A 17,423-nucleotide genomic window follows, 5' to 3' on the forward strand; every position below is an offset into this window, starting at 1 on the left:
TCCGTACATGCCCAGCCCACGCGAAACCATCCTCGCCGCGTTGCACACGCGGCTCTCGGCGCTGCCCGCCGCCGCCCTTCGCGGCGAGGTGCTGCCCGAGCGCGTGCCGGCCAATGGCCTGCTGATCCTACGCGACGGCGAGCCAGGCGAACCCGAAGTGACGCTGTCGCCACTGCGTTACCACTACCAGCACCGTGCCGAGATCGAGGCGGTCGTTCAGGGCGCCGCCCGTGACGCCGCCTTCGACACGCTGATCGCCAGCATCGGCGCGGCACTCGCCGCCGACCGCACGCTGGGCGGGCTCTGCGACTGGGTCGAGGCGGAAGCGCCGCGCCCAGTCGATCTGCCGGTCGAGGGCGCGGCAAGCCTCAAGGCGGCCGTGATCCCGGTGGTGCTGCACTACACCACGGCCGATCCGCTGGCCTGACCCCGACAACCCGAGGAGAACACCATGGCACGAGCCCAGGGGGCGCGGGCGCTGATGGCGCTTGCGTTCGAGACGACCTACGGAACGCCGCCCGCCAGCGGCTTCACGAAGATGCCCTTCGCCAGCACCTCGCTCGGGGCGGAGCAGCCGCTGCTGAACTCGGAGTTGCTGGGCTATGGCCGCGATCCGTTGGCGCCGATCAAGGACGCGGTCACGGCCGATGGCGATGTCGTTGTCCCGCTCGATGCCGAGGCCTTCGGCTTCTGGCTGAAGGCGGCTTTCGGCGCGCCGACGACCACCGGCGCGGAGGCCCCGTACAGCCACGAGTTCCAGTCGGGATCCTGGACGCTGCCCAGCATGTCGATCGAGACCGGCATGCCGGAGGTCCCGCGGTACGCCATGTATTCCGGCTGCGTGCTCGACCAGATCACTTGGCAAATGCAGCGATCGGGCCTTCTGACCGCCACCGCGCGTCTGGTGGCGCAGGGCGAAACGGTGGGCACGACCACCAGCGCCGGCACGCCTGCCGCGCTGGAGCTGAAGCGCTTCGGGCATTTCAACGGGGCGATCACCCGAAATGGCACCGCCCTTGGCAACGTGGTCTCGGCCGAGATCACCTACGCCAACAACCTCGACCGGATCGAGACCATCCGCTCGGACGGCCGCATCGACGGCGCGGACCCGTCCATCGCGGCGCTGACCGGCCGGATCGAGGTGCGCTTCGCCGACCAGACGCTGGTGACGCAAGCGATCAACGGCGAGGCCTGCGAGATGGAATTCGGCTACGTACTCCCCTCGGGCGAGAGATTCACCTTCACGGTGCACGCCGTCTACCTGCCGCGTCCCCGGATCGAGATTTCCGGGCCGCAGGGCGTGCAGGCGACCTTCGACTGGCAGGCCGCCCGCGACAGCGTCGTCGGCCGGATGTGCACCGCCACCCTCGTGAACGACGTGGAGACCTATTGATGCTGACGCTCGATCTGACGAACGCGCCGCGCTGGCATGACCTCGCGCCCGGCGTCCGGGTGCAACTCCGCCCGCTGACCACGGCGCTGATGGTGGCGACGCGCAGCGACCCGGCCGTGGAAGCCGTGCCCGACGATGCTTCCGACGAGGAGCGCGCGGTCGCCTTCGCCAAGGCTCTGGCCCGCCGCGCCGTGCTCGCCTGGGACGGCATCGGCGATGTGGACGGCAACCCAATCGAGCCAAGCCCGGAGGCCATCGACGCGCTGCTCGACGTCTGGCCGATCTTCGAGGCCTTCCAGCTGACCTACGTCTCGAAGGGCCTGCTGCTGGAACAGGAAAAAAACGCCTCCGCGCTCTCGCCGAATGGTCCTTCGGCGGGGGCGAGCGGTACTGCGAAGCCTGCGCACCCTACGAGGGCCGCGAGCAAGCCTGCCCGGACTGCCCGGCGCGGCTGAACCGCCCGCAGACCCATGAGGGTTGGCAGGTCTGGGACATCGTCGGCCGCCTCGGTGGCCAGCTGCGGGTCCTGCCCGGCGCGGTGATCGGCTGGGACATGTCGGCGGCGCTGGCGCTCGGTGTCGCGCTCGGCGTGCCGCCGCTGGCCGTGGCCGAACTGGTGCCCGTCATCGAGGCGGTGATGGTGCGGAAGCTGAACGAGGAACTGGCGGCGAACGACGGCCCGGGTGTCAGGCCTTGATCTTCTCGATCAGGGTGACGCCGGGCAGTCCCTCGAAATGCGCGTCGCAGGTCAGGAGCGTCGCGCCCTGTGCGCGGGCGGTTGCGAAGATGATCGCGTCGGCAGTCGCGAGCTTGTGCTCCCGGCACGACTCCGCCGCCGCCAGCGCGATCTCGGTGTCGAGCGGCACGACCTGGCAGACCTGCGTGAAGGCGATCACCTGATCCGCCTTGTCCTCGCCGACCTCGCGGGTCAGCCATTTCGCCAGCTCCAGCTGGACCATGGTCGGCACGAGCCATTCGGCCTGTTCGGGCAGCTGCTCGGCTAGCTTCTCGCCGGTCGGCGAGCCGATGAGCCACTCGATCCACGCCGACGTGTCGACGAGGATCATCAGAACCGATCCGTCCGGTCGCGATAATCGGCGGCGGACGCGCCGTGCGCGAGGCCCTTCAGCGTCTCCCGCTTCGGCACCGGCACCAGCAGGACGCCCGTGCCCTTCGGGATGAAGGCGAAGGTCAGCCCGGCTTCCCAGTGCTGTGCAGCTCGGATCGCCTTGGGGATCGAGATCTGGAATTTCGAGGACAGCGTCGCGGTCTCGGCCATGGTCATACTCTCACTTGATCGATGGGCAAAACGTAAGACGCCGATGCGGCGAAAGCAAGGACTCTGAGCAATGGCGGATAAACGGGTCAGCGTCCGCCTCGCGGCCGTGGGCGGACGGCAGGTGCGCGCCGAGCTGGAAGGCGTGGGCGAGGCCGGCGCCCGCGGCTTCGGACGGCTCAGCCGCGAGATGGAGGCCGCGAACGCCCGGCTCGCGGCCTTCTCGCGGCGGGTCCGGGTCGCTGCCGCTGCTGCCGTGGCGGCGGCCGCCGCCGCTGGCGTGGCGATGATCCGGTCCGGGCTGCAGACGGTCGATGCGCAGGCCAAGCTCGCGCAGTCCCTCGGCACCACGGTCGCCTCGATCCAGACGCTCGAGCGGGCGGGCGAACTGGCGGGCGTGTCGATGTCCGGCATCGAGCAGGCCACCAAGGATCTGACGCGTCGGCTCAGCCAGGCGGCCGCCGGGACCGGCCCTGCCGCCGACGCGCTGGACCGGCTGGGGCTGTCCGCCAACGACCTGATCGCGCTGCCGCTGGATCAGCGTGTCGGCGCGATCAACGCCGCCATCGAGAACTTCGTGCCCGCTGCAGAGCGCGCGGCGGTGGCAGGCCAGCTTTTCGGCGAGGAAGGTTCCATCGCCATGTCGCGGATCGACACGGCAACGCTGCGCCAGGCGACGGAGGACGTCCTCGCCTTCGGGGTAGTCGTCTCGGAGCAGGATGCCGACCAGATCGAACGCACGAACGACGCGATCTCCCGGCTCGGGCTGATCTGGCGCGGGCTGTCGAACCAGCTGGCCGTCGCCGCGGCGCCTGCACTGGAAGCCGTCGCCAACGCCATGGCGGCGGTCGCCACCCGCACCGGCCCGCTGGGCATCGCGATCCGCGGGCTGTTCGACAACATCGGCCGCCTGACGACCTACGCCGCCACCTTCGCGGCCTTCCTCGCCGGTCGCTGGGTCGCCGGCATGGCCGCCGCCGCTCTCTCCGTCCGTGGCCTCGCCACGGCGCTCGTCGTGCTCCGCGGCGCGCTGATCCGGACCGGCATCGGCGCGCTGATCGTCGGCGCGGGCGAGCTCGTCTACCAGTTCACACGCCTCGTCTCCGGCGCGGGCGGTTTCGGCGAGGCGATGTCGCTCCTGAAAGATGTCGCCGTCGAGGTCTGGGAGCGGATCCGCATGGGCGCCGCTGCGGCCGGGGCCGCGGCCACGGCGATGTTCTTCGACCTGAAGGCCGACGCCGCCTCGGGCATGCAGAGCGCAATCGAGAGCTTCGTGGGTTTCGGCAACACGGCGGCGAATACGTTCGAGGGCGCCTACGAGGCGATCAAGGCGATCTGGGGCCTGCTGCCCGCCGCCATCGGCGATCTGGCATTCCAGGCGGCCAACAGCCTGGTCGACGGCGTCGAGGCGATGCTGAACGGCGTGGTCTCGCGCATCAACGGCTTCATCGGCGGGATCAACCAAGGGCTGGAAGCGCTCGGGTCGGAGCGCCGAATCTCGCTGGTGCCCAACCTCGATCTCGGCGAGATCGAGAACCGCTTCGAGGGCGCAGCCAGCGCTGCCACGACAGCGGCGCAGTCGGCGTTCGATCGGGCGTTCGAGGACAACCCGCTCACCGCGCCCGATCTCGGTCTGACCGACGCGGCGAACCGCGCGCTCGAGTCCGCGAACCTTTACCGTGGGGCCGCACGCGATCTGGCCGAAGGAGCCCGGGCCCCGCTCGAGAGCTGGCAGGCGCTGCGCGACGCCGTGCGCGGCACCGACGAGGACGGGGCCGATGCTCTGGCCGAGGCCACGGCGGCGGCGGAGCGCTTCGAGACCGCGCTCGACGGCGCCGGACAGGCCGCGACCGATGCCGGTGCCGCCGCAGGCGCCGCTGCTGCCGCAGCCGAGCCCAATGTGGAGACCGCGGTCACCGGCTGGCAGGCGGTTACGGCCGCGCTCTCCGACTACGCCAGCAAGGCGCGCGAGATCGGCGGCGACATCGGCCAGAGCCTTGTCGGCGCCTTCCAGTCTGCCGAGAACGCGGTGGGCCAGTTCGTGCGGACCGGCAAGCTGAACTTCCGTGATCTGGTGACCTCGCTGATCGCCGATCTGGCGAAACTGGCGGCGCGGCGATTCATCCTCGGTCCCATCGCCAACGCGCTCTCGGGCGCGCTCTCCGGGGCGGGCGGGATCTTCGCCAACGTCCTGCACGCGGGGGGGATCGTCGGATCGGCCGGGCCCTCGCGTAAGGTCCCGGCCATGACCTTCGCCGCCGCGCCACGGATGCATTCCGGCGGCATGGCTGGGCTTCGCCACGACGAGGTGCCCGCGATCCTGCAGCGCGGCGAGCGCGTGCTGTCGCGGCGGGAAGCCCAGAGTTACGGCACGGGCGGCGGGGTCAACGTCACCATCATGGCCCGCGACGCAGAGAGCTTCCGGCAGTCCCGCACCCAGGTCGCGGCCGACATCGCACGGGCCGTGTCGCTCGGGCGGAGGGGCATGTGATGGCGTTTCACGAGGTCCGCTTCCCAGACAATATCAGCCGCGGCGCGCGGGGCGGGCCGGAGCGGCGCACGCAGATCGTCGAGCTCGCCTCTGGCGACGAGGAGCGCAACGCCAGCTGGGCCAACTCGCGCCGCCGCTACGATGTCGCCTACGGCATCCGCCGCGCTGACGATCTCGCCGCCGTTGTCGCCTTCTTCGAGGCGCGGAACGGCCGCCTGCATGGCTTCCGGTTCAAGGATTGGGGCGACCACAAGTCCTGTCTGCCTTCGGGCACACCGGCGCCGACTGACCAGCTCATTGGCACCGGCGACGGCGCGACGACCGCCTTCCAGCTGGTGAAGCGCTACGCCTCGGGCAGCCAGACATGGGTGCGGACGATCACCAAGCCGGTCGCTGCCACTGTGCGCGTCGCCCTCGATGGCGCGGAGCAGCTCAGTGGGTGGTCCGTCGACACGACCACCGGCGTCGTCACATTCGGCGCCGCCCCGGGCTCCGGCGTCGCCATCACCGCGGGCTTCGAGTTCGACGTGCCGGTCCGCTTCGACACCGACGCGCTCGACGTGACGCTCGACCTCGAGCGGCTCGGCTCGATCACCTCCATTCCGCTTCTGGAGATCCGGCGATGAACGACACCGGCAGCTTCGTCGCAGCCGTCCTACGCGAGCTCGCGGCCTCGACCGCCGTGATCCTCGCCGCCTGGGGCGCGCTCGGCGGCGCCACGAACGCACTGACCACGAAGATGCGGCTGCGCGATGCGCTGCGGCACATCCTGCTCGGCGGGCTGATCGCCGCCGGGATGGGCAGCCTCTCCATGGCCGTGATCACCGCCTGGCTCAGTCTGCCGCCCGAGGCGATCCCCGCAGGCGGAGCGGCGGGTTCGGCGGCCTATCTCGTCGGGGTCTTCGGACCGGCCTTCATCGAGATGCTGCTCGCCCGCCTCCGCCGCGCCAACGAAGGCCGCGGCGATGAATGAGCTCATTCGCCTCGCGCGCTCCCTCCGCTGCGAGCCTTCCGATCCACGGCAGGCTTTCGCCCATCGCCTGCGCATTGGCCTTGCCGTCGCGGCACTGATCCTCGTCCTTTCGCTTCTCCGGTAATCCCATGCACATGACCGACCGGGGCCTTCTGGCCCTCGTCCGGCACGAAGGACTCGTGCCCGGACCCTATCTCGATGTGAAACAGGTCTGGACCTTCGGCATCGGCCACACGGCTGCCGCCGGGGAGCCCGATACGTCCACGATGCCGCGCGGCATGCCCGCCGATCTCGACGCCGGGATCCGCGAGGCGTTCCGGGTCTTCCATGCCGACCTCGCCCGCTACGAGGCCGCTGTCCTGCGCGCCGTGAAGGTGCCGCTGGCGCCGCACGAGTTCGATGCGCTGGTTAGCTTCCACTACAACACCGGCGGCATCGCCAAGGCTGCACTGACCCGGCACCTCAATGCCGGCAATCGCGTTGCGGCCGCCGACGCGTTTCTCAACTGGCGGCGACCGGCATCGATCATTCCGCGCCGGGAGGCGGAGCGCGACCTGTTCCGCCATGGTCGCTATCCCGGCGGAACCATCCCGGTCTGGTCCGTGGATCGCACGGGCCGGGTGGACTTCTCGCGACCGATCCGTCGCCTGACCGAGGATGAGGCTCTGGCCTTGGCTCGCGGGCCGTCGCCGACGCCTCCGGTCCTCGCTCCTTCACCCACCGCGCCGAACGGCTGGCTCGCCCGGTTGGCCGCCTTCTTCTCCACCCTGATCCGGAGGGCCTGACTCATGCGCTACGTCCGACCCAACTCGCTCACCTGGTGGGCGGGACTTCTCGCCATGCTCACCGGCATCGCCTCCCTCGCATTGCCTTCCACCGGGCCGCTCGGGGAACTCTCCCGTCTCGTCGCGCTGCTCGCCGGTTCGGGCGATGCCTCGCCCGCGGGGCTCATGTTCCTCGGGCTCGGCCTGATCGGCCTGCGCGACCGGATCGAGCGGGGGTTCCGCGGCGATGCTTGAGTTCCTCGCAGGTCTGCTCGTGGGCGGCTTTCTCGGCGTCTTCGTCGTCGCCCTCTGCGTCGCCGCCGCGCGCGGGGAGCGGGACGATGGCTGAACTCCTCATCTGGCTGGTCGCGGCTCTGGGCGCAGTCGGGGGCGTCGTCCTCGGCCGGGTCTGGGGGCGCGTGGAAGGAAAGCACGCTGGCAAACGGGAGGCGGAAAGCGATGCGATGGAAGACAAGAACAAGCGTGTCGAGCGCGGGCGGGATGCGGTTCGCGATGGCCGCGGCGCTGGCGATCCTGCTGACCGGCTGCGCCGCAATGATGGGCGCTGGTGACGCCGGCTGCGCCTCCTACGCCGAGGCGCGGCTCGCCCGGCCTGCTGCAGAGACCGCCGAGGAGGTTCCGCCGGACTGGGCCGACTGGATCGCCGATCTCGACGACCGTATGACGGGAACCTGCCGATGAAATCCCTCTCGCCCGAGCTTCAGGCGCATCTCGACGAGGGCACGACGACGCTCGCCTGGTGCTGGCGCATCACCCGTGCCGACGGCGTCACTTTCGGCTTCACCGACCATGACCGGACGCTCAGCTTCGACGGCACCGACTTCGAGCCGGAAAGCGGGCTCACGGCGTCCGAGGTCCGCTCGGGCTCGGACCTGTCCGTCGATGCGCAGGACGCGGAGGGGGTGCTGACCTCGGACCGGATCACCGAGACCGACATCCTCGACGGCCGCTGGGACAACGCCGACATCGAAGTCTGGCGGGTGAACTGGGCCGATACGAGCCAGCGCGTGCTGGTGCGCCGGGGCGCCATCGGGCAGATCCGGCGTGGGCGGCTGGCCTTTGTGGCCGAGGTGCGTTCGCTGGCGCATGTCCTCGGCCAGACGGTCGGGCGGACGTTTCAGGGGACCTGTGACGCTGCGCTTGGCGACGCGCGCTGCGGCGTCGATCTGGAGGACCCCGCCTTCAAGGGCGCGGGTGCCGTCATCGACCTGCTGCGTGACCGTGCGTTCACCGCCTCGGGCCTTGGCGGCTTCGCCTCCGGCTGGTTCACCTTTGGCACGCTGGACTGGACGAGTGGCGCGAATGCGGGGCGGCGGACCGAGGTGCTGGGCCATGACGTCACGGACGGCGTCGCGATCCTGACACTGCTCGAGGCGCCGGTGCGCGCGATCGCCGAGGGCGACGCCTTCACCATCCGCGCGGGCTGCGACAAGCGCATGGAGACCTGCGGGGCGAAGTTCGCCAACACCGCCAACTTCAGGGGCTTCCCGCACATTCCCGGCCAGGATGCGGTCCTGCGCTACGCCACGAAGGATGGCGGGCACGAGGGGTCTGTGCTGTGACCTCCGCCGATCCCACCCGCGTCATCGCCATCGCGCGGTCCTGGCTGGGCACGCCGTATCACGACCAGGCGAGCCTGCGCGGTGTCGGCTGCGATTGCCTCGGCCTCGCGCGCGGTGTCTGGCGCGAAGTTGTGGGGCCGGAGCCGTTCCCTATCCCGCCCTACAGCCGGGACTGGGGCGAGACCGGCCCGCGCGAGGTGCTGGCGGACGGGGCGCGGGCGATGATGCCCGAAGTTTCGCTGCAATCAGCTGAACCGGGCGCCCTTGTTCTGTTCCGGATGGTGCCACGCGCCATCGCCAAGCATGTCGGTATCCTGACCGGACCCGACACTTTCCTCCACGCCTACGAACGCCTCGGCGTGATCGAGGAACCGCTGACTCCGACATGGCGACGGCGCATCGCCTTCGCCTTCCTTTTCCCCGCACGCTGATCACCACAACCCTTCGAACCCTGAGTTTTCGCAATGGCCACGCTCGTCCTCGGCGCCGTCGGTTCCGCCATTGGTGGGGCCTTCGGCGGCGCAATCCTCGGCTTTTCTGGCGCTGCCATCGGCGGCTTCATCGGGTCTACCATCGGTTCGGTGGTCGACAGCTGGATCGTATCTTCGCTGGCTCCGGCGCAGAAGATCGAGGGCCAGCGCCTCGACAGCCTGCGGATCACCTCCGCGACCGAGGGCGCAATCATTCCCCGCCTTTACGGCCGCATGCGTATCGGCGGCAACATTATCTGGGCCACCGATTTCCGCGAGGAGACCAAGACCACGACGCAGGGCGGCGGCAAGGGTGGCGGGGGCGGTCGGGTCCAGACGACGGAATACCTCTACTATGCCAGCTTCGCCGTGGCGCTGTGCGAGGGGCCGATCACCGGCATCGGCCGCATCTGGGCCGATGGCAAGCCGCTCGACATGACCGGCATTACCTGGCGCTGGTATCCGGGGAACGAGACCCAGGGGGCCGACCCGTTCATTTCGGCGAAGATGGGGTCGGCCAACACGCCCGCCTATCGCGGCACCGCCTATGTCGTCTTCGAGGAACTGGCGCTTTCCACCTACGGCAACCGCCTGCCGCAGCTTTCGTTCGAGGTGTTCCGGCCGCTCGCAGATCCCGATACCGCCGAAGGGCTGGTGAAGGCCGTGACCATGATCCCCGCCTCGGGCGAGTTCACCTATGCGACCGAGGCCGTGCGCAAGACGGTCGGGGCATCCACCACGGTTTTCGGCCAGACCACAGGCGGGACGACATCATCCGAGAACCTAAACGCACTGCCGGATGAGGCCGACATCGTCGTGGCCCTCGATCGGCTTCAGGCCATGGCCCCGACCGTCGAGAGCGTCAGCCTCGTCGTCGCATGGATCGGCGACGATCTGCGCGCGGGCTCCTGCAAGGTGCGGCCCGGTGTCGAGGTGTCGGCCAAATCGACCACGCCCGCCAGCTGGTCGGTCAATGGCGTCAGCCGCGCCAGCGCCTTCCTCGTCAGCCGCGACGAAGAGGGCCGCCCGGTCTATGGCGGCACGCCGTCCGACTTCGCGGTGGTTCAGGCCATCCAGGAGATGAAGGCGCGCGGACTGCGCGTCACTTTCTATCCCTTCATCCTGATGGACGTGTCGCCCGGCAACACGCTGCCGAACCCGTATTCCGACAGCGCCGCGGAGACGGGTCAGCCCGCGTTCCCCTGGCGCGGCCGGATCACCTGTTCTCCCGCCGCCGGTTTCGCCGGGACCGTGGACAAGACCGCCACGGCCGCAAGCCAGGTCGCGGCGCTCTTCGGCGCGGCGACGCCTGCGAGCTTCAGCGTCTCGGGTCAGTCGGTTTCGTGGACCGGGCTATCGGGCGACTGGGGCCTGCGCCGCATGGTGCTGCACTACGCCCATCTCTGCGCGGCGGCGGGCGGGGTAGACGCCTTCCTGATCGGCACCGAGATGCCAGGGCTGACGACGATCCGCTCGGGCGCCAGCACCTATCCGGCGGTGCAGGCCTATCGGGACCTGCTCGCGGATGTGCGCTCGATCCTCGGGTCGGGGACGAAGATTGGCTATGCGGCGGACTGGAGCGAGTATTTCGGTCACCAGCCGGGCGACGGCAGCGGCGACGTGTTCTTCCACCTCGATCCGCTCTGGGCCGATCCGGAGATCGATTTCGTCGGGATCGACAACTACATGCCGCTATCGGACTGGCGGGACGGGTTCGAGCATCTCGATGCAGCCGAGGGCTGGCCCGCGATCCACGACCGCGCCTACCTGCAGGGGAACATCACGGGCGGCGAAGGCTTCCACTGGTTCTACGCCAGCGCGGCGGACCGATCCGCGCAGGTCCGCACGCCGATCACCGACGGTGCCGCCAGCAAGCCGTGGGTCTTCCGCTACAAGGATCTGCGCGCCTGGTGGTCGAACGAACACTACAACCGCCCGGGCGGGGTGGAAAGCGGCACGCCGACGGCGTGGGCGCCGCAGTCCAAGCCGATCTGGTTCACCGAGCTCGGCTGTCCCGCCATCGACCGAGGGACGAACCAGCCGAACGTCTTCTTCGACCCGAAGTCCTCGGAAAGCTTCACGCCGCATTTCTCGCGGGGCTGGCGCGACGACGCGATCCAGCGCGCCTATCTCGAGGCGACGTACCTCTGGTGGGGCGAGGCCGCGAACAACCCGGTGTCCTCGGTCTACGGCGGCCGGATGGTGCGTGTGCCGGAATGCGCCGCCTGGACCTGGGACGCGCGACCCTATCCGTTCTTCCCGGCGCTGACCGACGTCTGGACGGACGGAGCGAACTGGCGGCTTGGGCATTGGCTGACCGGGCGGCTCGGGGCGGTGTCGCTGGCGGCGCTCGTCCGCCATCTCTGTCTGCGCGCCGGGCTGCCCGAGTCCCGGATCGACGTCTCCGGCCTCTGGGGCGCGGTCGAAGGCTACGCGATCACGGCGCTCGAAAGCCCGCGCGCATCGATCACGACGCTGTCGCGGCATTTCGGCTTCGACGCTGTCGAGACCGAGGGGGTGATCCGCTTCATCATGCGCGGCCGGGCCTCCGTCGCCAACCTAGCGCCCGACGATCTGGTGGCCGCCCGCGAGGGCGACATCCTCGAACTGACCCGCGGCCAAGAGACCGAACTGCCGCAGGCGCTGAAGTGGCAGGTCGCACGGGCGGACGAGGATTACGACGCGGCCCTCGTCGAGGCGCGGCGCATCACCGTGGACACGACGCGGATCGCCTCCGAGTCCTTCCCGATGGCGGTGCCGCCCGAGGAAGCCGAGCGCCGCTGCCGCCGCGCGCTGATGGAGGCGTGGGTCGGGCGCGAGTCGGCGGCATTCCGTTTGCCGCCCTCGCGGCTCGCGCTCGATCCGGCTGATGCGATCCGGTTCGCGCATGACGGACGGCTGGTCGATCTGCGGCTCGTCTCCATCGCCGATGCGGAAGCGCGCGGCATCGAGGCGGTCCGCCAGGACCGCGCGACGTACGACCTGCCGCCCGGCGATCCCCGCCCGGCGTCGCTGACGCGGGCCGTGGTGTTCGGCGCGCCGGATGCGGTGCTGATGGACCTGCCGCAGCTGACCGAGGACCAGCCCGCGCATCGGCCGATGGTAGCGGCGCATGCCGTGCCGTGGCCGGGCGAGATGGCGGTGTTTCGCAGTCCTTCGACGGATGGGTTCGAGCTGCTGACCACGTTCGGCAGTCGCGCCCGGATCGGGGCTCTTGTCTCCGACTTCTTCGCAGGCCCCACCTCGCGCTTCGATCTCGGCAATGCGCTGGTGGTCGACTTGCTGACTGGCACGCTGGAGAGCGTCACCGACCTGACCCTGTTCGGCGGCGCCAATGCGCTGGCTATCGAGGGCGCGCCGGGCGTCTGGGAGATCGTGCAGGCGGGTGCGGCCGAGCTGCTGGCGCCCGGCCGGTATCGGCTGACCCGCTTGCTGCGGGGTCAGCGAGGGACCGAGGGTGCCATGGGCAATCCGGCTCCGGCAGGCGCGCGGGTCGTCGTACTGGACACCGCGCTGGCGTCTCTGCCGATCGCCGAGGCCGACCTCGGCATCCCGTGGAACTGGCGCGTCGGCCCGGCGAGCCGTTCGGTCAGCGACGAGACCTATGTCGCGCAGGCATTCACGCCGGTGGGCGTGGGGCTGCGGCCGTTCTCCGTCGCCCATGTCGAGCAGCCGTGGCGCACGCCGCGTACGCCCGGCGATCTGACGATCCGCTGGAAACGCCGGTCCCGCGCGCTGTCCGCCGACAGCTGGGGCGGGCTCGAGGCTCCGCTGGCCGAGGAACTGGAGGCCTACGAGGTCGAGATCCTCGACGGTGCCGCCGTGAAGCGCGTGCTGCCTGCGAGCACCACCAGCGCGGTCTACGCCTCGGCCCAGCAGACCGCCGACTGGGGCGCGCCGCTCGCCCCCGGCGACACGCTCGACGTCCGCATCTACCAGCTCTCCGCCCTCGTCGGGCGGGGCGCGTCCAAGACCGTCACCCTCACGTTCTGAAGGCCATCACATGTCCGATGCCACGACCCATCTGCTGCTGCCCTTCATCCTGGCGGCGCAGGCCCAGAAGCATGTCACCCACAACGAGGCGCTGCGGTTCCTCGACGGGATCGTCCAGCTCTCCGTCCTCGACCGGGACCTGACAGCGCCGCCTGCCAGCCCGGCCGATGGCGACCGTTACATCGTGGGATCGGGCGCGACGGGCGACTGGGCGGGCTGGGACCTGAACCTCGCGCTCTGGACCGACGGCGCATGGCTGCGTCTGCCGCCGCGTACTGGCTGGCGGGCGTGGGTCGAGGACGAAGGATTGCTGCTGGTCTATGACGGCGCGGGCTGGGTCGGGACCACGCCGGCCGCGCTACAGAACCTTGCGCTGCTGGGGCTCGGCACGACGGCGGATGCGTCTAACCCGTTCTCGGCCAAGCTGAACGCCGCGCTCTGGACGGCGAAAACCTTGGCCGAGGGCGGGACCGGCGATCTGTTCTACACCATGAACAAGGAGGCTGCGGGCGACGATCTGGGCCTGACGCTGCAGACCGGGTTCGTGACCAAGGCGCTGGTGGGGCTCTTCGGCTCCGACCGCTTCCGCCTCGCGGTCTCGGCCGACGGCAGCACCTTCTTCGACGGTCTGAACGTTGACAACGCCACCGGCATCGTCGACCAGCCGCGCCTGCCTCGGTTCAAGGCGTACACCAACTACGACAACTATGTCGGCGTCGGGAGTTGGACGAAGATCGGCCTGAACAACACCGACTACAACGATCAGGGCGCCTTCGACGCCGCGAACAATTGGTTCGTGGTGCCGGTGGACGGCACCTATCTCTTCGGCGCGACGCTTATGTACAAGGTCAATGCCAGCACGACCGCGCGCATGCGCGGGCGGCTCGTGCTGAACGGAACGACGGAAATCCGCGGCTCCCTCGGCGAAATCTCCGCCACCCATGTCTCTCTCGCTACCGCGATCTGGCTGCAGACCATGGTGCCGCTGACCGCGGGCGATACCGTCGAGCTGCAGGGGTATTTCCGGGTCGCAGACGGCTACTTCGCCGCCGATCACACGTCCTTCTGGGGCTGCAAGATCGGCTGAGAGAGGCAGCTGACTTTGTACTCTCCGGCAAGCTGCACGCCGCTAGCGTGCTGGCGTTTCATCAGGGGGCGTCTGGCCCTCGAACTGACCAGTAAGCTTGAGAAGTTGCCGACGAAAGGCCGCGCCGTCTGCTGCGAGATCGACTGTGGCGAAACGAATGAGATGTCCGTGCACAGAAATGGCTTCGTCCATCGCTTCTCCGATCGTTGGGTGCAGCAGCACGCCCTCGGCGTGGTCCGCCAGCGCATCGCCCCGACCTGTTTGCGAGCGGAGATAGGCGTAGACTTGGTAAAGGTATCCGCTGCGCAGCGTCGCCTCGCGCCGCCAGCCCGCCGTTACGATCCCGGTGAACTTGGTATCGATTACGATGCGCCGCGCCGCCACCTCATCGTCGAGCACTATATCGGTCTGCATGCCCGGCAGGATTTCCCGCGCGCCCTCGCTGCACCAATCGAGCGGCCAGTCGAGGCAGCTGCCAGTTCGTACATGCCATCGCACTGGCGGCAAGACAGTCCGGTAGAACCCGCCGACTGCACGCTCGAACAGTCGCCGCGCCCACTGCTCCTCTCGATCCGGCATCGGCAGGGGCCGTGGCCCCGCCCGTTCAGTCGGCAAAACAAGGTCCATAGCCAGGATCGCGGCCGCCAGCATCTGTTGATCCGCGGCGTCATGGCGGCCGATGCGGTCCGCGCTGAGCTCGGCTCGCGACGGCATCGCTCCAGCGACGCCGAGCGCCTGCATGTCCGCCGCCAGCCGTCGGCAGCGATGGCGGAGCTCGGGGCGTGCGACCAGTCGCGCCACCGCCTCCAGCGCGCCGCGGACGAAGCGGTTTCGGGGCGTGTCGACGCTGAGCTCCATGAAACGGCACGCCACGGCGCCGCGCGCGAGCAGCTGTCGGCGCTCCGTGCGCAGGACGTCGATCCGGCCCCGTACCCGGGAGAGGTCGGCACTGCGCGGACGGTAACCGAGGCTCAGTTGTCGGCGCTGGCGTTCCTCAACCGCTTGCGCCAGAAGCTCGGCGACGAGATCGGCGATCTCGTCCGGGTTGTGCTCCGCGTCGACGCGCGTGCGGCCCGAGGTCCGGAACAGGTCCGAAGCGTAGAGCATCAGGAGCCAGATGTTGCGCACCGGGATGCGGCCGATGAAGCCCGCCGCAGCGGTCTCGTTCGCCAACCCGGCGTCGGCGATCACCATCCCTGCAACAGGCGGTCGAGAGCCTCGCGCGCCGATTTCGGGGCGTCGAACCAGTATTCGTCGAGGAGCGGCCCGATCTCTGTCTCGGCGACCTGACGGAACCATTCGCGCGTGGCGCCGGGTTCGAGCCTGGCTGTCGGCGTGACGTAGCTGTGCCCGATCTCGAACTGGCGGCCAAATGCCTCCGCAACCTGCGCGTTCAGTGCGAGGATGCGCCGCTCAATGTCGTCGACGAGGGCTGGATCGACACCACCCTTATCCGTCACCCACCGCCGCCAGGCAGGTCCGAGCCTCGGCTCAAGTCCGACGAAGGCGAAGCGTCTGCGGAACGCGAGGTCGACCAGCGCCAGCGAACGGTCTGCGATGTTCATCGTGCCAATGACAAAGAGATTCTCGGGCACATGAACCGGGCGGCGTTTGCCGTCAGCATCGGGATAGCAGAGTTCGAGCGCCTCGCGCGGCGTGCGTTTTCCAGCCTCGAGAAGGGTAAGCAGTTCGCCGAAAATCTGTGCGGGGTTACCGCGGTTGATCTCTTCGATGATTACGACGAAGCGGGCTTCTGGCCGGCTCAGCGCCGCACGGATCGCCTCCATGAAGACGCCGTCGGCAAGGGTCAGCTTGCCATCGCCGCTCGGACGCCAGCCTCGCACGAAATCCTCGTAGGAGAGGTTTGGGTGGAACTGGACCGCACGGACGCGCGCCTCGTCGCGTTCCCCCATCAGTGCGAACGCGAGGCGCTTGGCCATCCAAGTCTTGCCCGTTCCCGGCGGTCCCTGCAGGATCAGGTTCTTGCGCGTGCGCAAGCGCTCCAGCAGGCGGTCGATCTCCCCGCGCTCCAGAAAACATCCCTCGCGCAGGATGTCGTCAACATCGTATGGCACAGCTGGCGCTGGCGTCTGGACCGGATCGACAACAGCCGCATCTTCTTCGTCCTCATTGGGCGCGGCGCCTCCTTGGTCGGCCTCGGCCTGAGACTCTTCGGGCCCTTTATAGTGCCATGCGGCCAGCGACAGTTCGGGGAAGCTGTGGACCGGGTAGCTTTCCTCAGAAAAGCGCGCCTTCAGATCGTCCACCAGCTTGAGATAGGTCGCGCCACTGCATGGCTTCTGCGGCCCTATCGTCGGGACCCGCATCTGTAACCGGCTAGTGAGGAACGAGCGCGAGTTGCTATCAAGGGTCGGGAACTCCCACGGATGCGACCAGTAAAGCCCGGTCGAGAGGTTCCATGAGGCGCCCCAAACGCCGATGGCCGCGTCGTAGTCGGCGATGAATTGGTCTCGCTGATCGGGTTGATCAGAATCCACCAGCGCTGCAGCGGCAGCGAACAGGTCCCATAGCTTGTCGATGTCGCCTTCGCCGCGCTTGTCGCCGTATCGAAAGAACCAGGATCGCTGGTTGTTGAGGACCGGAATTCCCTCGAAGGTGCTCGGAGGCTCCTCCTCCACGCCGATCAGCTTGGCAAGCGCTCCCGCGATTGCGCTCCGATTGGAGTCGGTCATGGATCGGTTGAACGTGCCCATCGCCGTAAAGGGGCAGATGTCGCGCAGTGGGCCAGTACCGCCTTCCGGGTAGCGGTCCTGCAAATACCCGAGCCCCGCCATCTCTTGCGCGATTGCATGGATGCCGTCGATCAGGGGCTTGCGGTCTGCCCGGTAGTCCAGGAGCTTTGCCGCAACGGCGCTGTAGAAGGATGTCCAGCGGAAACGCTGCTCGCCGTCCGCGTCGCCGAACCGCTCCCGCCAGAACGGTTCATTCCGGAACCGGTCGAGGTCCTGCTGCTGGCCGTCGAATGTGAAGGCGAGGAGGCCATCCTCCATCCAGCCGCCCGGCGCGACCCGCCAAACCGTGGCGCGGTTTGTGTAGAAGTACCATTCGCGGGGCGGCGATACGGGCGTCCAGTTGACCTGAACACGCTTGCCATCGTCCAGATTGGCAGTGATCGTGCCGACCGCCTTTATGGCCATCACTGAGACAGTGGCACCGCGGTTGTCGAACGGCAGTTCCCGCTTGCGAGTATAGGATGACTTGATCGCGATCCTGTCCCCCGGGCGCATTGAGCGCACGAGATCGCCATACTTGCCGTCTTCGTAGCCGTTCTCCCAGATGCCTTCAGCGAGAAATCTGGGCGTCTGGTCCTCGGTGCGATTATACGCGGCACCGACGAACCAGCTTGGCCTGGTGTTTGAAATTTCCGACATT

The 17,423-nt window shown here is 68.8% G+C and carries 19 protein-coding genes; 15 read left to right on the top strand and 4 right to left on the bottom strand.

Features of this window, described 5'->3' with window-relative positions; translation table 11 throughout:
* The first annotated feature begins 7 nt into the window (after nucleotides 1-7).
* The 4 genes from G3572_RS19355 (at nucleotide 8) to G3572_RS22190 (ending at nucleotide 2,090) form a co-directional block, all read left to right on the top strand.
* Entirely contained in the window at nucleotides 8-427 is a 420-nt protein-coding gene (locus G3572_RS19355; protein ID WP_164614995.1) for an acyl-CoA transferase, read from the top strand.
* Nucleotides 428-451: 24 nt separating this feature from the next.
* Nucleotides 452-1,393: a phage tail tube protein gene (locus G3572_RS19360; protein ID WP_164614997.1), complete on the top strand. Its 942-nt coding sequence runs from the start codon at nucleotides 452-454 to the stop codon at nucleotides 1,391-1,393.
* Nucleotides 1,393-1,848 carry a phage-derived protein YdaY family protein gene (locus G3572_RS19365; RefSeq protein ID WP_164615000.1) on the top strand — a complete coding sequence of 152 codons (456 nt, stop codon included), beginning with the start codon at nucleotides 1,393-1,395 and terminating at the stop codon, nucleotides 1,846-1,848. The genes G3572_RS19360 and G3572_RS19365 overlap by 1 nt, the downstream gene beginning before the upstream one ends.
* Before the next feature lie 71 nt (nucleotides 1,849-1,919).
* Entirely contained in the window at nucleotides 1,920-2,090 is a 171-nt protein-coding gene (locus G3572_RS22190; protein ID WP_435530992.1) for a DUF7697 family protein, read from the top strand.
* Here the strand turns inward: G3572_RS22190 and G3572_RS19375 are convergent.
* Nucleotides 2,080-2,460 (bottom strand): type II toxin-antitoxin system VapC family toxin, encoded by a 381-nt coding sequence (locus G3572_RS19375; protein WP_164615002.1) that lies wholly within the window; start codon nucleotides 2,458-2,460, stop codon nucleotides 2,080-2,082. The two genes, G3572_RS22190 and G3572_RS19375, sit on opposite strands and share 11 nt — an antisense overlap.
* Entirely contained in the window at nucleotides 2,460-2,672 is a 213-nt protein-coding gene (locus tag G3572_RS19380; RefSeq protein ID WP_164615004.1) for an AbrB/MazE/SpoVT family DNA-binding domain-containing protein, read from the bottom strand. Before G3572_RS19380 ends, G3572_RS19375 begins: the two co-directional genes overlap by 1 nt.
* A 70-nt stretch (nucleotides 2,673-2,742) precedes the next feature.
* Here G3572_RS19380 and G3572_RS19385 point away from each other — a divergent pair, with 70 nt between their 5' ends.
* The 11 genes from G3572_RS19385 (at nucleotide 2,743) to G3572_RS19435 (ending at nucleotide 14,030) form a co-directional block, all read left to right on the top strand.
* Entirely contained in the window at nucleotides 2,743-5,160 is a 2,418-nt protein-coding gene (locus G3572_RS19385; RefSeq protein WP_164615006.1) for a phage tail tape measure C-terminal domain-containing protein, read from the top strand.
* Entirely contained in the window at nucleotides 5,160-5,786 is a 627-nt protein-coding gene (locus tag G3572_RS19390; protein WP_164615008.1) for a DUF2460 domain-containing protein, read from the top strand. Before G3572_RS19385 ends, G3572_RS19390 begins: the two co-directional genes overlap by 1 nt.
* Nucleotides 5,783-6,133, top strand: a complete 351-nt coding sequence (locus tag G3572_RS19395) for a hypothetical protein (protein ID WP_099649433.1) — start codon at nucleotides 5,783-5,785, stop codon at nucleotides 6,131-6,133. The genes G3572_RS19390 and G3572_RS19395 overlap by 4 nt, the downstream gene beginning before the upstream one ends.
* A 128-nt stretch (nucleotides 6,134-6,261) precedes the next feature.
* Nucleotides 6,262-6,918, top strand: a complete 657-nt coding sequence (locus G3572_RS19400; RefSeq protein WP_164615010.1) for a lysozyme — start codon at nucleotides 6,262-6,264, stop codon at nucleotides 6,916-6,918.
* 54 nt (nucleotides 6,919-6,972) lie between these two features.
* Nucleotides 6,973-7,152 (top strand): hypothetical protein, encoded by a 180-nt coding sequence (locus G3572_RS19405; RefSeq protein ID WP_058864046.1) that lies wholly within the window; start codon nucleotides 6,973-6,975, stop codon nucleotides 7,150-7,152.
* A complete protein-coding gene (locus G3572_RS19410) occupies nucleotides 7,145-7,246 on the top strand; it encodes a DUF3789 domain-containing protein (protein ID WP_164615012.1) in 102 nt (33 codons plus the stop codon). Before G3572_RS19405 ends, G3572_RS19410 begins: the two co-directional genes overlap by 8 nt.
* A gap of 110 nt (nucleotides 7,247-7,356) precedes the next feature.
* A complete protein-coding gene (locus tag G3572_RS19415; RefSeq protein WP_164615014.1) occupies nucleotides 7,357-7,599 on the top strand; it encodes a hypothetical protein in 243 nt (80 codons plus the stop codon).
* Nucleotides 7,596-8,480, top strand: a complete 885-nt coding sequence (locus G3572_RS19420) for a phage/gene transfer agent baseplate hub protein (RefSeq protein WP_164615015.1) — start codon at nucleotides 7,596-7,598, stop codon at nucleotides 8,478-8,480. Before G3572_RS19415 ends, G3572_RS19420 begins: the two co-directional genes overlap by 4 nt.
* Nucleotides 8,477-8,911, top strand: a complete 435-nt coding sequence (locus tag G3572_RS19425; RefSeq protein ID WP_164615017.1) for an NlpC/P60 family protein — start codon at nucleotides 8,477-8,479, stop codon at nucleotides 8,909-8,911. The genes G3572_RS19420 and G3572_RS19425 overlap by 4 nt, the downstream gene beginning before the upstream one ends.
* Nucleotides 8,912-8,944: 33 nt before the next feature.
* Nucleotides 8,945-12,943: a baseplate multidomain protein megatron gene (locus tag G3572_RS19430; protein WP_164615020.1), complete on the top strand. Its 3,999-nt coding sequence runs from the start codon at nucleotides 8,945-8,947 to the stop codon at nucleotides 12,941-12,943.
* Nucleotides 12,944-12,953: 10 nt separating this feature from the next.
* Nucleotides 12,954-14,030, top strand: coding sequence for a DUF2793 domain-containing protein (locus tag G3572_RS19435; protein WP_164615022.1), 1,077 nt, complete (start codon nucleotides 12,954-12,956; stop codon nucleotides 14,028-14,030).
* Between the two features lie 42 nt (nucleotides 14,031-14,072).
* Here G3572_RS19435 and mcrC read toward each other — a convergent pair whose 3' ends face one another.
* On the bottom strand, nucleotides 14,073-15,224 hold the full coding sequence (gene mcrC / locus G3572_RS19440; RefSeq protein WP_164615023.1) for a 5-methylcytosine-specific restriction endonuclease system specificity protein McrC: 1,152 nt from the start codon (nucleotides 15,222-15,224) through the stop codon (nucleotides 14,073-14,075).
* Nucleotides 15,218-17,422, bottom strand: coding sequence for an McrB family protein (locus tag G3572_RS19445; RefSeq protein ID WP_164615025.1), 2,205 nt, complete (start codon nucleotides 17,420-17,422; stop codon nucleotides 15,218-15,220). Before G3572_RS19445 ends, mcrC begins: the two co-directional genes overlap by 7 nt.
* Between the last annotated feature and the right edge of the window lies 1 nt (nucleotide 17,423).

The organism is Pseudotabrizicola algicola, from assembly GCF_010915705.1.
GTDB classification, from domain to species: domain Bacteria; phylum Pseudomonadota; class Alphaproteobacteria; order Rhodobacterales; family Rhodobacteraceae; genus Pseudotabrizicola; species Pseudotabrizicola algicola.

Excerpts from the sequence above, each read along its gene's own strand:
- G3572_RS19355 (WP_164614995.1), top strand. The coding sequence starts at position 8 with ATGCCCAGCCCACGCGAAACCATCCTCGCCGCGTTGCACACGCGGCTC.
- G3572_RS19360 (WP_164614997.1), top strand. The coding sequence starts at position 452 with ATGGCACGAGCCCAGGGGGCGCGGGCGCTGATGGCGCTTGCGTTCGAG.
- G3572_RS19365 (WP_164615000.1), top strand. The coding sequence starts at position 1,393 with ATGCTGACGCTCGATCTGACGAACGCGCCGCGCTGGCATGACCTCGCG.
- G3572_RS19375 (WP_164615002.1), bottom strand. The coding sequence starts at position 2,460 with ATGATCCTCGTCGACACGTCGGCGTGGATCGAGTGGCTCATCGGCTCG.
- G3572_RS19380 (WP_164615004.1), bottom strand. The coding sequence starts at position 2,672 with ATGGCCGAGACCGCGACGCTGTCCTCGAAATTCCAGATCTCGATCCCC.
- G3572_RS19385 (WP_164615006.1), top strand. The coding sequence starts at position 2,743 with ATGGCGGATAAACGGGTCAGCGTCCGCCTCGCGGCCGTGGGCGGACGG.
- G3572_RS19390 (WP_164615008.1), top strand. The coding sequence starts at position 5,160 with ATGGCGTTTCACGAGGTCCGCTTCCCAGACAATATCAGCCGCGGCGCG.
- G3572_RS19395 (WP_099649433.1), top strand. The coding sequence starts at position 5,783 with ATGAACGACACCGGCAGCTTCGTCGCAGCCGTCCTACGCGAGCTCGCG.
- G3572_RS19400 (WP_164615010.1), top strand. The coding sequence starts at position 6,262 with ATGCACATGACCGACCGGGGCCTTCTGGCCCTCGTCCGGCACGAAGGA.
- G3572_RS19405 (WP_058864046.1), top strand. The coding sequence starts at position 6,973 with ATGCTCACCGGCATCGCCTCCCTCGCATTGCCTTCCACCGGGCCGCTC.
- G3572_RS19410 (WP_164615012.1), top strand. The coding sequence starts at position 7,145 with ATGCTTGAGTTCCTCGCAGGTCTGCTCGTGGGCGGCTTTCTCGGCGTC.
- G3572_RS19415 (WP_164615014.1), top strand. The coding sequence starts at position 7,357 with ATGCGATGGAAGACAAGAACAAGCGTGTCGAGCGCGGGCGGGATGCGG.
- G3572_RS19420 (WP_164615015.1), top strand. The coding sequence starts at position 7,596 with ATGAAATCCCTCTCGCCCGAGCTTCAGGCGCATCTCGACGAGGGCACG.
- G3572_RS19430 (WP_164615020.1), top strand. The coding sequence starts at position 8,945 with ATGGCCACGCTCGTCCTCGGCGCCGTCGGTTCCGCCATTGGTGGGGCC.
- G3572_RS19435 (WP_164615022.1), top strand. The coding sequence starts at position 12,954 with ATGTCCGATGCCACGACCCATCTGCTGCTGCCCTTCATCCTGGCGGCG.
- mcrC (WP_164615023.1), bottom strand. The coding sequence starts at position 15,224 with ATGGTGATCGCCGACGCCGGGTTGGCGAACGAGACCGCTGCGGCGGGC.
- G3572_RS19445 (WP_164615025.1), bottom strand. The coding sequence starts at position 17,422 with ATGTCGGAAATTTCAAACACCAGGCCAAGCTGGTTCGTCGGTGCCGCG.